Genomic DNA, 13,777 nt, shown 5'->3' on the forward strand with positions numbered 1-13,777 from the left:
GAATCGGTTACACCGTTACAACCCGTGTATGAACGGCGCCCGGTACTGCTCAGCTGACACGGCAGTGAGCACCGGGCGCAGTCGTGACGGGGCTAGCATTTACCCAAGGGGCCAGGGATCGTCCCTGTTCCCGCACCACCGTCTCCAGCCCGGGGAGCAGAAGATGTTTGAAAGGTTCACCGACCGCGCGAGGCGGGTTGTCGTCCTGGCCCAAGAAGAGGCCCGGATGCTCAGCCACAACTACATCGGTACCGAGCACATCCTCTTGGGCCTCATCCACGAGGGTGAGGGCGTTGCCGCCAAGGCCCTGGAGAGCCTCGGTATCTCGTTGGAGGCTGTCCGCGCCCAGGTCGAAGAGATCATCGGCCAGGGCCAGCAGGCGCCGAGCGGTCATATCCCGTTCACACCGAGGGCCAAGAAGGTCCTCGAGTTGTCATTGCGCGAGGCATTGCAGCTTGGCCACAACTACATCGGTACGGAACACATCCTGCTCGGTTTGATCCGTGAGGGTGAGGGCGTGGCTGCCCAGGTGCTGGTGAAGTTGGGCGCTGACCTTGGCAGGGTCCGGCAGCAGGTGATCCAGTTGCTGTCCGGCTACCAGGGCAAGGAAACCGCTGCCGCTGGTGCTCCCGCCGGCGAGGGGTCCCCGCAGGGCTCGCTCGTTTTGGACCAGTTTGGCCGCAACCTCACGATGGGCGCCCGCGAAGGGAAGCTCGACCCGGTCATCGGCCGGGAGAAGGAAATCGAGCGGGTCATGCAGGTGCTGTCCCGCCGTACGAAGAACAACCCTGTCCTGATCGGCGAGCCCGGCGTCGGCAAGACGGCCATCGTCGAGGGCCTGGCCCAGGCGATCGTCCGTGGCGACGTGCCGGAGACGCTGAAGGACAAGCAGATCTACACCCTCGACCTGGGTGCGCTGGTCGCAGGCTCGCGCTACCGCGGTGACTTCGAAGAGCGCCTGAAGAAGGTGCTGAAGGAGATCCGCACCCGCGGCGACATCATCCTGTTCATCGACGAGCTCCACACGCTGGTCGGTGCGGGCGCCGCCGAGGGCGCGATCGACGCCGCGAGCATCCTGAAGCCGATGCTCGCCCGCGGTGAGCTGCAGACGATCGGCGCCACCACGCTCGACGAATACCGCAAGCACCTCGAGAAGGACGCCGCGCTCGAACGCCGGTTCCAGCCGATCCACGTGCAGGAGCCTTCGATCGCGCTGACGATCGAGATGCTGAAGGGTCAGCGCGACCGTTACGAGGCGCACCACCGCGTCACGATCACCGACCAGGCGATCGTCGCGGCGGCTCAGCTGGCCGACCGCTACATCTCCGACCGGTTCCTGCCCGACAAGGCCATCGACCTGATCGACGAGGCCGGCTCGCGGCTGCGGATCCGCCGGATGACGGCGCCGCCCGACCTACGCGAGTTCGACGAGCGGATCGCCAACGTCCGCCGCGAGAAGGAAGCCGCGATCGACGGCCAGGACTTCGAACGTGCCGCCAAGCTGCGCGACGAGGAGAAGAAGCTCTCCGCGCAGAAGGACGAACGTGAGAAGCAGTGGAAGGCCGGCGACATGGACGTCGTGGCCGAGGTCGATGAGGAGCTCATCGCCGAGGTGCTGTCGACGGCCACCGGCATTCCGGTGTTCCGCCTCACCGAGGAGGAGTCGCAGCGGCTGCTCCGCATGGAAGACGAGCTGCACAAGCACTACATCGGTCAGGAAGACGCGGTGCACGCGCTGGCGAAGTCGATTCGCCGCACCCGTGCCGGTCTGAAGGACCCGAAGCGCCCGAGCGGTTCGTTCATCTTCGCGGGTCCGTCCGGTGTCGGTAAGACCCACCTGTCGAAGATCCTCGCGGAGTTCCTGTTCGGCGACGCCGACGCGCTGATCCAGCTCGACATGAGCGAATACTCCGAGAAGCACACCGTCTCGCGGCTGTTCGGTTCGCCTCCGGGCTACGTCGGCTACGACGAGGGTGGGCAGCTGACCGAGAAGGTGCGGCGCAAGCCGTTCTCCGTCGTGTTGTTCGACGAGATCGAGAAGGCACACCCGGAGATCTTCAACTCGCTGCTGCAGATCCTCGAAGAAGGCCGCCTGACCGACGCCCAGGGTCGTGTGGTCGACTTCAAGAACACCGTGATCATCATGACCACGAACCTCGGCACCAAGGACATCGCGAAGGGCGTCAACCTCGGCTTCGCGCAGTCCAACGACCTCACGGGTTCGTACGAGCGGATGAAGAACCGCGTTCAGGAGGAGCTGAAGCAGCACTTCCGGCCGGAGTTCCTCAACCGTGTCGATGAGATCATCGTGTTCCCGCCCTTCACCGAGGAAGAGATCCTCGCGATTGTCGACCTGCAGATCGCCGAGGTCGAGAACCGGCTGAAGGACAAGGACATGGGTATCGAGCTCACCGCTGCTGCCAAGCAGCTGCTGGCCAAGCGTGGCTGGGACCCCGTGATGGGTGCTCGTCCGCTGCGTCGCACGATCCAGCGCGAGGTCGAGGACAACCTGGCGGAGAAGCTGCTCTACGGCGAGCTGTCTCCTGGCCAGATCGTCCTGGTCGACATCGAAGGCGAAGGCAAGAACGCCAAGTTCGTGTTCCGCGGTACGTCGAAGACCACGGTCCCCGAGCTGCCTCCGATCGAGACCACCTCGTAGGTCGCAGACCGGCCAAACGCAAAGAGGGCGTCGCCTCCGGGCGGCGCCCTCTCGCGTCTGTTCAGCCCTTCTGTTCAGCTCTTCCGCAGGGCGACCCTCAGCGTCTTGGTCGCGCCGGGATCGTCGGCGAAGTCGGCGGCGAACGTCAGGGGATCGAGGCTGGTCACCGTCACGCCGGCGTCGGCCGCGACGACCTTCGCGGCCGCGATCCGTACGGTCGCCGAGGCAGGCGCCGTTGTCCGGCTCGGGTCGCTGACCGCGATCTCCGCCTCGCCGGCGCCGCGCTTCACCAGGACCGACATCGGCCCGGTCGCCGTCACGATGTCCGCCGTACCGGCTCGCCAGAAGTTCGCGGCCAGGAGGTCCGGCCGGTGGCAGCGCACGGCCTGCACCGCATCGGTGTTCGCGACCACCTTCACCGGCGGGTTCGCCGCGTAGGAGGCCGTCTGCACGGGAGTCGCGGCCGGCAACAGGATGTAGGCGTACGACTCGCCGCCGGGATCGACACCGTGCGGCACGGTCGCCGTCAGGTAGGTGCGCGTGATCGGGTCGGGCTTGGCCCAGTTCGGATGCGTCGTCACGTCGGTCCACGCGCCGGTACGTACGTCGCGCCGCAGCTCCAGCGATGTCGGCGAGACGAAGACGTACCCGCCGGTCTCCGCCAGGTGGAGCCATCGCACGCGCTCGGCGGAGGCGGCGTCGCCGGGTGCGGGTACGACCGGCGAGCCGTCGACCAGCGCTTTCTCCGGCCCCGCGATCCGGCGGTTCTCCACCACGGTCTCGACCGGCCTGCCGTCCGACGCCGTGATTCCGGCGCCGAGCGCCACGACCTCGCTGTCGAAGCAGAACCACGACTTGCGCGCGGTCAGCGTCGAGCCCTCCGCGTTCAGGTCCATCCCGGCCGCGGTGTAGCGCCCGCCCAGGCAGGCGCCGCCGACCCAGGAGTTCGGGCTGCGGTGGTACCAGTCCTCGCTCGCTGCCCGCTCCCGTACGTCGACCGTCGTGCCGGGGATCCGGCTGTGGTCGACCGTTGCCCAGAAGTCTTCCTGGTACTGGTCGGAGACCCGGCGGTACAGGTAGGTAGCGCCGTCGGCGGTCAGCCAGCCGCGCAGGTTCTCACCGTTGATCGACTCGTAGTTGGCGATCCGGCTGGAGTACATCGAGATGCCCAGCGCCCACTCCGGCCGCCGGTGCACGACCCGGTCCTCGTTGTGGAACACCCACGAGCCCACCAGCCGGCCGCGCCGTTTGACCGTGTCGTCGTCGCGCAGCTGTGTCGCCGCCAGCAGGACGGGGATGGTCCGGGTCGGCGTCGGATCGTCGTACGTATCGCTCAGCAGCCATTCCTTGAGCAGCGCCCGCAGCCGTTCCTTCTCGTCGGCCGGCGCGCCGGCGATCAGCCCGATCGCGGCCTGCAGGACGTAGTGCGCGTGGTAGTGCTCGTGCTCGTTCCAGCGCGCGATCGTGCGGCCGCTCACCAGGTCGAACAGCGCGCCGTTCCAGATCACGGGCTCGAACGCCTCGTGCAGCCAGCGATAGAGGATCGACCCGTCGACCGCCCACTGGGTGCCCGCGACCGTAGTCATGATCGGGCCGAGTGACTCTAGGATCAGTGCGCCGTAGCCGCCGAGGTAGGGGAAGTAGTCGTGCTGGATGAACGAGCCGTCGATGTAGAACCCGTCGCCGCTCTTCACGTACGTCAGGACGGGCGGCAGACCCGCGATCCCCGTTGCCACCGCGTCCGGATCGCCGGCCAGCACGCCGCGGCCGACGACGACGTTAGCCGTCAAGGCTCGGTTGGCGGCGGTGCCGCTGGGGGCGGGCGTGAAGTTGGCGACCGCACGGGTGTACGCGCCGATCTGCGCGTCGCTCAGGCGGCCGTAGAGCAACAGGACCGCATCGTTGAACGCCATCGGGCCGCTGATCTGCCACTCGTACCAGTTGCCGATGATCTCGCCGTCTTCGCGGTAGTAGTGCTCGACCATCCAGTCCAGCCCGGCGATGGTGTCGGCGACCAACCCGGCGTCGGCGGCGAGGCCGGAGCCGGGGGTCGCCCAGGCCAGCGCCATGGAGTAGAGCCGGCCGAACGAGCGGGAGATCGCGAACGACTGGTCGACGTCGAGCCGCGCGTCGTCCCAGAGAAATGTCCGGCCGGCTGACTTGTCGAGTTTGTCCCACCAGGTCTGCGCGTCCGAGGTGATCCGCGCGAGGACAGCCGCGATGGTGGGGTCGGAAGCGTCGTACCCCTCCGCGACCTGCATGGATCGCCACTGCGTACGCATCTGGGTGAACTCGTCGGCCATCGGAACGCCTCCCTGGATTCGATCGATAAGTACGACTTTATGAGCCTGAGCCCGAGAGTCCAGTCCGATCCGCAAGTCATCTGAGCGATCTTGGGCGTGTCGCGATTGTCCAGTTGATCATCGTATGTAGCATTCCGTCCGTACGGGAACACGATTAGTAGCGCGCTGTCGAGCGCCCTGGCTAAGGAGTCGTCCATGTACGCACTGGGGAAGGTGCGGCCAGGACGCCACCGGTTGGAGCGACCAAGGCAGCCTGTCCGGATTTTTCTGGGTTCTACCGGGGTCGCTCTGCTGGTTGGTGTTGTCGTAGTGGTCGGGAGAACCCTCCCGGCCATGGCCGGCTCCTGAGCCGCGCACGGCACTGTGGCCCTTTCCGCCTACCCGGTGGGAAGGGCCTCTGCTGTTCCAGGCGCGGGAGGATCGAGCAGTCGGCTTGTACTGGTCGGATCCGGCCGGGCGGTGGCGGGTGCTACTCGAACCTAGACGGGCAGCCGGAAGCGGCCGCGGGCTAGCGGCTCCACCAATCCGTCGGCGACCAGGGTGTCGAGCGCGCGCTCTCGTTGCAGCGCGTCGGACCAGGCGGCTTCGAGCTTCGAGCGGGGCACCGGGCGGTCGGCCTCTCGCAGGACGCGCAGCAGGGCGCCGCGGCATTGGCGGTCGGTGCCGTCGTACAGCTGGCGCCGGCGAGGTGGTCCGGCGTACTCCGGCCGGCCCGCCAACCTCCACGCGCAGCGGTTGGCGAGCGGGCAGTCGTCGCAGCGGGGTTGGCGGGCGGTGCAGACCAGCGCCCCGACTTCCATCACGGCGACCGCCCATCGGGCGGCGGTCTCGGGCTCGTCGGGGAGGAGCTGGGTGGCGGTGCGACGTTCGGGGGCGGTGGTCGCCTGCGGCGGGTACTGCGTGCCGTCGATCGCGCGCGCGAAGACCCGGCGGACGTTGGTGTCGAGCACAGTGTGCCGCTGCCGGAACGCGAACGACGCGACCGCGGCGGCCGTGTACTCGCCGATTCCCGGCAGCGCGAGCAGTTCGGCGTGGTCGCTCGGGACCTGTCCGCCGTGTCGTTCGACGATCGCGGTCGCGGCGCCGTGCAGTCGCAGGGCGCGGCGCGGGTAGCCGAGCCGTCCCCACTGGCGTACGGCCTCGCCGGGTGGGTCGGCGGCCTGGGCGGCCGGAGTGGGCCATCGGCTGAGCCAGGCCTCGTACGCCGGCAGGACGCGGTTGACGGGCGTTTGCTGCAGCATGATCTCGCTGACCAGGATCGCCCAGGGCGTGGCGTCCGGACGGCGCCAGGGGAGGTCGCGCGCGTGGCGGTCGTACCAGGCGAGCACGCTGGTGTGGAGGGCTCGCGCCGGGTTTCGTGCCGTCACGAGTCGATTGTGGCAGAGCAGCCGGCCGGCTTCGAGTGCTGTCACTGTTCGGAAGTTCGGTCGTCTGACCGGCGTGCCTCCGCTACGCATTGAGATTCGCCAACTACCGTAAGCCTCATGCGCCCCTCCGTGCGGCCGGTCGGACCGCTGCCGGCGTCGGTTTACTGGAAGCGGCGTGCCCTCGTGTTCGTAGTGGTGCTGCCGGTCCTGTGGGCACTTGTCGCCTGGTTGCTCCCCGACGACGAGCCGGACGCGGGGGCGCCGGTGACCGTGACGACCACCGAGGCGCGGCCCACGACGACGGCTTCGGCCTCGCCGTCGCGCAAGGCGCAGCCCAAGCCGGTGAAGAGCTCGAAGCCGGCGTCCAGCAAACCGTCGGTGAAGCCGGTGAAGCCGAAGAAGCCGAAGAAGCCACTGCCACCCGGCCAGCACCCGCCGTGCCAGGCCCCGGCGGTCTCGATCGCGGTCGGTGCGAAGGTGCAGAAGGCCGGCAAGCCGCTGGCGATCAAGGTGACGTACGCCAACGAGTCGAGCGGTACGTGCCAGGTGGCGATCAGCCCGTCGTCGCTCCGGTTGACGGTCATCTCCGGCGTCGACCGGATCTGGGACAGCGACGACTGCAAGAAGCTGATCCCGACGGCGCCGCTGACGCTGCAGAAGGGCAAGCCGCGCACGATCACGATCACCTGGTCCGGCCGGCGCTCGACCAGCGGCTGCCCGGCGGACGGGGACGTCGCGAAGGCCGGCTACTACGCCGTGAAGCTCACGGTGAGCGGCGTTGCCGTCAACCAGGCGAGATTCCGGCTGACCTGAGCGTCGGGGACAACCGTCTCCGCGTCTTCGACGGCGTGGCCGTGAAATGCCGCTGGGCTGCCCCATGCGTGGGCGACGGCCGGGTTCGGTCAGGGCCCAGTGAGACGGGCCGGTGACAGGTGGGCGTGCGCCGAGCTACCTTTTGATTCGAGCCTGCTTACTTTCTACTGCTAACGCGAGGTTTCGAGCACAAATGAGCACGCGCGCCGCTACTGCCGGTCCAGTCGCCAAGGCGCTGCTGATCGGCATCGACGGCTTCAACTTGAACCGGCTCGACGAGGTGCCCGAGGCGACGAATCTCCGGCGGCTTCGCGCGGAATGGCTGCGTTCCGAGACCAGGATCTATCCGGACGGCACGACGATGACCGTTTCCGGGCCGGGCTGGTCGACGATCGCGACGGGGGTGTGGCCGGGCAAGCACGGCGTCCTCGACAACGACTTCAGCGATCACCGGCTGGCGGAGTACCCCAACTGGCTGGCCCGCGCCAAGCAAGTCGATCCCGGCCTGACGACGTACGCGATCACGTCGTGGCCGCCGCTGCACGACCATCTGTATGCCAGCCAGGTCGATCACCGGCTCGCGCTCGGCGGTGACGACTGGCCGAGCAACGACCGTAAGGCCGGCGCGGAGGCGGTACGCCTGCTCGCCGACGGCGACCACCGGCTCGGGTTTCTCTACTTCGGCTCGCTCGACGAGACCGCGCACAAGCACGGGTCTCGCTCGCCGGAGTACGACGCGGCGATCCGGGCGGTCGACGGCTACGTGGGCGCGGTCCTCGACACGATCGTCGCTCGCGAGACCTACGCGCACGAAGACTGGCTGATCCTGATCAGTACCGACCACGGGCACCGGCCGGAGGGCGGACACGGCGGGCAGACCGACGCGGAGCGCAGCACCTTCCTCATCGGCCTCGGGAAAGCGCTCGACGACGAGCTCGCCAAGACCGGCCGGATGATCGACATCGCGCCGACCCTGCTCGCCCATGTCGGCGTGGCCGCCGATCCCACCTGGGCGCTGGACGGCCGTTCCTTGTTGCGAGCCTGAAGAACCTGAAAGGAACAACTCGAAATGAGTGAGCTCTCCATCGGCGTGATTGGCTACGGCCTGCGCGGTGGCCTGTCCCGGCACGCCCACAAGCCCGACGAGGGCTCGCGGGTGACCGCGTTGTACGACCTCGATCCCGCCGCGCACGCCCGCTTCCGGGAGGCGTACGGAAACGACGTCACGACTGTCTCCTCGCTCGCCGACTTCCTGGAGCTCGGCCTCGACGCGGTGTTCGTGGTCAGCCCGGACTGGCTGCACGAAGAGCACGCGATCGCGGTCCTGGAGGCAGGCGCGGCGGTCTACCTCGAGAAGCCGATGGCGATCACGACCGAAGGCTGCGACCGCATCCTGAGAACGGCGAAACACCATGGCGGCAAGCTGTACCTCGGGCACAACATGCGCCACATGCCGTTCGTCCGCGGCATGAAGCGGCTGATCGACGACGGTGCGATCGGCGAGCCGAAGGCCGCGTGGTGCCGGCACTTCGTCGGGCACGGCGGTGACTTCTACTTCCGCGACTGGCATGCCGAACGCGACAAGGGCACCAGCCTGCTGCTGCAGAAGGGCGCGCACGACATCGACGTGCTGCACTGGCTGTGCGGATCGTACGCCGAAACCGTCAGCGGAATCGGTGACCTGATGGTCTACAAGCAGCCGACCGAAGCCCGCGACGACACCGTCCCGTGGTGGCAGGAGGAGAAGAGCCGGTTGTCAGCCTGGCCGCCGAGCCAGCTGGGCGGGCTCAACCCGGTGATCGACGTCGAAGACGTGTCGATGATCAACATGCGGCTGGGCAACGGCATCCTGGCGTCGTACCAGCAATGTCACTTCACACCTGACTACTGGCGGAACTACACGATCATCGGTACCGAGGGCCGGATCGAGAACTTCGGCAACGGCGAGCCGGGCACGACCATCAAGCTGTGGAACAAGCGCCACAACTGGCAACCGGAGGGCGACATCGAGGTGCCGGTCGACGAGGAGACCGGCGGCCACGGTGGTGCGGACCCGCGGATCGTCGGGGAGTTTCTCCGGTACGTACGTGAGGGTGGCGCGACGGACACCTCTCCGGTGGCGGCACGGTATGCCGTGGCGGCGGGCTGTGCGGGCGCGGAGTCACTGCGGAACGGCAGCGTCCCGGTGGCGGTGCCCGCTGCGGACACCGATGTCGTGAGCTACTTCGACTGATCAAGTCTCAGACCTCCTTCACTGCGGAGACTCTGCCATCGAGCACCGACAGACTACGCAGCGTCAGCGGTGTCGGGCCGGAGCCGTCGCATCGTCCATTCCCTGTGCCGGCTGACGATCAGAGCGCCCAGTAAGAGGAACGCCACGAGCACGCCCGCCAGTACGCCCACCGACTGCCACAGCTGCCCGCTCTCGCCGCCCGAGATCGTCACCCGCAAGCCGTTCACCAGGTACGTCATCGGCATGATCGGATGCAGCGCCTGGAAGAACCCTGGGCTGGTCTCGATCGGATAGAGCCCGCCGCACGCGGTCAGCTGCAACATCAGCAGGACGAGCGCCAGCGCCGTACCCGCCAGCCCGAACAGCAGCCGCAGCACCAGCGTCATCGCAACGAACGCACCGACCGCCAGCGCCAGCAAGCCGTACGTACCAAGCGGATTCAGTGGATCGAGCCCGAGTCCGAGCCAGGCGACGAGGTACAGGACGAGCGCGCCGACCGCGCCGGCTCCCGCCACCGGCAGCCAGCCCGCCAGCCCCAGGTTGAACGCACCGACGTTGCCGGCCAGCGCGCGCGGATTGCTCGCGCGGAAGTACTGATAGGCCAGCAGGGCGAACACCCACAACGCGATCGCGAAGAAGAACGGCGCCAGCCCGCGACCGTAGACCTTGGCAGGGTTGAGGTTCGACTCCTTCAGGTCGGACGGCGATCCGATCACGTCGGCCGCCCTCTCACGTTCGCCGGCGTCGAGCGTCGGGATCCGTTTCGACGCGGTGGTGAGCCCCTCGGCGAGCTCGCCGGAGCCGGACTCGGCGGTACCCAGGCCTGTGTCCAACTGCTTCGCGCCGGTCAGTGCGGAGTCGAGCCCGGCTTTCAGCGACTTCGCACCCTCGTACGCCTGCTGCGAGCCCGTCGCCAGCTGATCGACCTGGCTGGTGCTGTCGGCAAGCCGGTCCCGCATCGAGCCCACGGAGTCGCGTAGCTGCTCGACAGCCGTAACGCCTTGTTTTGCTTGGGTCGCGGTCGTCTGGGCGGAGGAGTCGATCTCGTCCGCCGCTGTCGCCGCTTGCTGGGCCGACCGCAGGGCCCTTTGGTACAAGGGATCGTCGGCGATGTCGGGGTACTTCGCCGCCAGGTCCTGCAGGTCGGCGACCACGGATGCGGTCTGGGTCCTGGCCGCGCCGGTGGCGGACGCGACGGTCTCGGCCGCGCGTTCGAGCGTCTTCGCGGCGGCGACCGCCTGCCCGGCGACGGCGGGCAGCGCGTCACCCGCGGTGCCGGCGAGGGAGTCCACGACGTCGGCGATCTGCTTGTTGCCTCGGGCGATCTGCTGGTTCGCGCTCACCAGCTCGGCCGCGCCGGAGTCGAGCTTGGTCAGGCCGGAAACGAGGCTCGCCGAACCCTGCTTGGCGTCCACCAGTCCGTCGTGCAGAGAGGTCGCGCCGTCGGCGGCCTCCTTGACCTGGTCTCCGAGCGTGGTGAGGTCACCGAGCGCGTACTGCGCGTACGCCGTCGTCGCGGCGGTGTTGATCTGGCGCTGCAGCTCCGACTCGACGGTCTTCGCCATCATGCCGACGATGTAGCCGTGCGCGTCGTTCAGCGTGATCAGGACCTGTGCGCGCTGCGGCTGGTGGCCGGACGGGCTGACCAGCTTGGCGCTGAAGTCGGACGGAACGGTGATCGTGAAGTAGTAGCGGCCGTCGCGGAGGCCGTCGATGGCCTCGCCGGAGCCGACGTAGTGCCAGTCGAACAGGTCGCCCTGCTCGAGTTGTTCGACCAGAAGCTTGCCACCGTTGACCTTGCGGCCCTCGGCGGTGACCGGCCGGTCGGAGTTGACGACCGCGACGGGGATCTGGTCGAGCCTGCCGTACGGGTTCCAGTTGGCCCAGAGGTAGAGGCCGCCGTACAGCAGCGGGAGCAGCAGCAGGCCGACCGGCAGCAGGCCGAGCAGCCCTCCCCGGAAGCGACGCAGCTCAGTGAGAGCGAGCGTCCATGCCTTCATCGCTCGTCCGGCGCGCCTGGCAGGTGGACGAGTACGTCGGCGAGGCCGTCCGGGGGAACGGCGGTCGCGCTGGCGACGACGGTCGGGCCGGCGTCGGCGACCGAACGCAGCGAACCCCAGACCCGTTCGAGGTCCTCGGGTGTGGACCCGGCGTCCACGTCGTCGACGACGACAGCGGTCGGGCCTTCGGCGAGGGCCAGGGCGAGCGCGAGCAGCAGGCGGTCGGCGGGGACGAGCTCCTCCACCCTCGTCGACTGCCGGACGTCGATTCCGACGAGGTCGCTGGTCGTACGGAAGTGGCGCTCGACCTCGGGACCGGCGATCGCCCGCCGCTCCGCCAGCAACTCGGCGACACGCAACTGCTGGTCCAACTCGATCGCGGGCCTCGCCCTCGCGACGGCGACGACGCGGCGGATCGCCTTGAGGTCTTGCGGTGCTTCGTAGCGGCCGACTTTTACCCGCCCGGACAGCAGGCGGAAGCGGCCGGAGAGGGCGAGCAGAAGGGACGTACGCCCGGAACCGCCGCGCCCCACGACGGCAGCCAGGCTCGAAGCCGGAATGTCGGCGTCGACACCCTGAAAGATCAGCCCGCGCTGGCCGCGGGCCGCCAGGCCGACGGCAGTGATCGCAGTCATGCCGGGCGCTGTACCCGGTCCAGCTTGGTTGGTAAACGGCGCCCGACCTGCCGGAACGATGCGCCGCCCCCGGCCGATGGCCTGCGACGCCGCGGCCGAGGCTGAGCAATAACTGCTCGATCGGGACGGCAAGACGAGGTGCGCCGGCGGTCCGCAGGGGTGGACGACGGGGGAGGCGGAACGAGTGTGGGCGCGCGTGGGATCAGCCGGGCTTCGGCTGGCGAGCGCGGCCAGGCGGCAGCCGTCGAACTGCCCGGGCCGGACGTGAGGTCGCCGGCGTGCGGCGGGGAACGAGTCGGCCGGGCGGGAGCCGGGGCAGCGAGCTGCGGGCTGGCGCGCGGAGCTGCGTACGTGGCCGGGCGAGGTGCCGGTGGGGCAGGGTGGGCCGAGCGTCGGCGTGGTGCGGTGTGGCGTGCGTGAGTTCGGCGTGCCTGGTCGGGCAGACCCAGCGCGTCGGAGGCGTCAAGGCGGGCGGAACGGTGGGCTGGCCGGCTGGTGCCGGCGGGCAGAAACGCAGGCGCGCTCAGACGTCAGACCGGCACAGAGCTCTCCGGCAGAAGTGAAGCTGGTCGACGCTAGACGTAGCGCTCGAGGATGGAGGACTCCGCGAGCCGCGAGAGGCCTTCGCGGACGGTGCGGGCGCGGTTTTCGCCGACGCCGTCGACTGCTTGGAGGTCGTCGATCGAGGCGGCGAGGAGCTTCTGCAGGCTGCCGAAGTGATCGACCAGCCGATCGATCACCGCGCCGGGGAGGCGCGGGACCTTGGCCAGCAGCCGGTAGCCGCGCGGTGAGACCGCCGCATCCAGTGCGTCGCTGCCGTGGCCCAGTGCTCGAGCCACCGCGCCCACGTCGAGGAGGTCGGTCGGGGACAGCGCGTCGAGCTCGGCCAGGGCGTCGTTGACCGTACGCGGGCGCCGGTGCACGGTGGTCGGGAGGTAGTCGCGGGCGACCAGTTCGCGGTCGGGCTCGACGCCGGCCACCAGCTCGTCGAGCTGCAGGGCCAGCAGCCGGCCGTCGACGCCGAGTTCGACGACGTAGCCCTGGATCTCGGTCGAGATGCGGCGGACCATCTCCAGCCGCTGGGCGACCATCGCGACGTCGCGGACGGTGACGAGATCCTCTATCTCCAGCGCCGACAGCGTGCCCGACACCTCGTCGAGGCGCAGCTTGTAGCGCTCGAGCGTCGCCAGCGCCTGGTTGGCGCGCGACAGGATCTGCCCGGTGTCTTCCAGGACGTAGCGCAGGTCTTCGACGTAGAGGCCGATGATCCGCATCGACTGGGACACCGAGATCACGGGGTAGCCGGTCTGCTTGGCGATCCGCTCGGCCGTACGGTGGCGGGTGCCGGTCTCGACGGTCGGGATCGAGGGGTCGGGCATCAGGTGGACGGCCGCGCGCACGATCTTGCCGCACTCGCGGTCGCAGATGATCGCGCCGTCCATCTTGGCCAACTCGCGTAAGCCGGTCGCGCTGAACTCGACGTCGAGCACGAAGCCGCCGGTGCACAGCGCCTCGACGGACTTGTCGTACCCGAGCACGATCAACGCGCCCGTGCGGCCGCGCAGGACTCGCTCAAGCCCTTCGCGCAGGGGTGTGCCCGGCGCTACTGCGGCAAGCGTTGCCCGGAGCCGTGCGTCCGGGCTCTTGTCACTGGCAGCCACATCTCTCCCACATCGGTGACCCTTTGCACGCTCAAGTCTACGGGTCACTTCCCCGTGTTCCGCGCCGCGTATCTGCTCGCGCGTCGTGCGTCTCGATCATAGTGTC

9 protein-coding genes are annotated in these 13,777 nt (G+C 68.7%); 4 read left to right on the forward strand and 5 right to left on the reverse strand.

The window, feature by feature from the left end; translation table 11 throughout:
- Positions 1 to 163 precede the first annotated feature (163 nt).
- A complete protein-coding gene (locus tag ACYVF6_RS12120) occupies positions 164 to 2,659 on the forward strand; it encodes an ATP-dependent Clp protease ATP-binding subunit (protein ID WP_460520277.1) in 2,496 nt (831 codons plus the stop codon).
- 74 nt (positions 2,660 to 2,733) lie between these two features.
- Here ACYVF6_RS12120 and ACYVF6_RS12125 read toward each other — a convergent pair whose 3' ends face one another.
- Complete coding sequence (locus ACYVF6_RS12125) at positions 2,734 to 4,962, reverse strand: polysaccharide lyase 8 family protein (RefSeq protein ID WP_460520280.1); 2,229 nt, start codon at positions 4,960 to 4,962, stop codon at positions 2,734 to 2,736.
- 479 nt (positions 4,963 to 5,441) lie between these two features.
- On the reverse strand, positions 5,442 to 6,329 hold the full coding sequence (locus ACYVF6_RS12130; RefSeq protein WP_460520283.1) for an HhH-GPD family protein: 888 nt from the start codon (positions 6,327 to 6,329) through the stop codon (positions 5,442 to 5,444).
- A 117-nt stretch (positions 6,330 to 6,446) separates the two neighbouring features.
- On the opposite strand from ACYVF6_RS12130, the gene ACYVF6_RS12135 reads away from it, so the two are divergent.
- The 3 genes from ACYVF6_RS12135 to ACYVF6_RS12145 all read left to right on the forward strand — a co-directional run bounded on the left by ACYVF6_RS12135 (position 6,447) and on the right by ACYVF6_RS12145 (position 9,375).
- Complete coding sequence (locus ACYVF6_RS12135; protein ID WP_460520286.1) at positions 6,447 to 7,142, forward strand: hypothetical protein; 696 nt, start codon at positions 6,447 to 6,449, stop codon at positions 7,140 to 7,142.
- Positions 7,143 to 7,335: 193 nt separating this feature from the next.
- Positions 7,336 to 8,187 (forward strand): alkaline phosphatase family protein, encoded by an 852-nt coding sequence (locus tag ACYVF6_RS12140; RefSeq protein WP_460520289.1) that lies wholly within the window; start codon positions 7,336 to 7,338, stop codon positions 8,185 to 8,187.
- Between the two features lie 24 nt (positions 8,188 to 8,211).
- A complete protein-coding gene (locus ACYVF6_RS12145) occupies positions 8,212 to 9,375 on the forward strand; it encodes a Gfo/Idh/MocA family protein (RefSeq protein WP_460520293.1) in 1,164 nt (387 codons plus the stop codon).
- 53 nt (positions 9,376 to 9,428) lie between these two features.
- Here ACYVF6_RS12145 and ACYVF6_RS12150 read toward each other — a convergent pair whose 3' ends face one another.
- The 3 genes from ACYVF6_RS12150 to disA form a co-directional block, all read right to left on the reverse strand.
- Entirely contained in the window at positions 9,429 to 11,375 is a 1,947-nt protein-coding gene (locus ACYVF6_RS12150) for a YhgE/Pip family protein (RefSeq protein WP_460520296.1), read from the reverse strand.
- Entirely contained in the window at positions 11,372 to 12,010 is a 639-nt protein-coding gene (locus tag ACYVF6_RS12155; RefSeq protein ID WP_460520299.1) for an ATP-binding cassette domain-containing protein, read from the reverse strand. The genes ACYVF6_RS12150 and ACYVF6_RS12155 overlap by 4 nt, the downstream gene beginning before the upstream one ends.
- 575 nt (positions 12,011 to 12,585) lie before the next feature.
- A complete protein-coding gene (gene disA, locus ACYVF6_RS12160) occupies positions 12,586 to 13,671 on the reverse strand; it encodes a DNA integrity scanning protein DisA (RefSeq protein ID WP_460520302.1) in 1,086 nt (361 codons plus the stop codon).
- Between the last annotated feature and the right edge of the window lie 106 nt (positions 13,672 to 13,777).

Source organism: Flindersiella endophytica, from assembly GCF_054779015.1.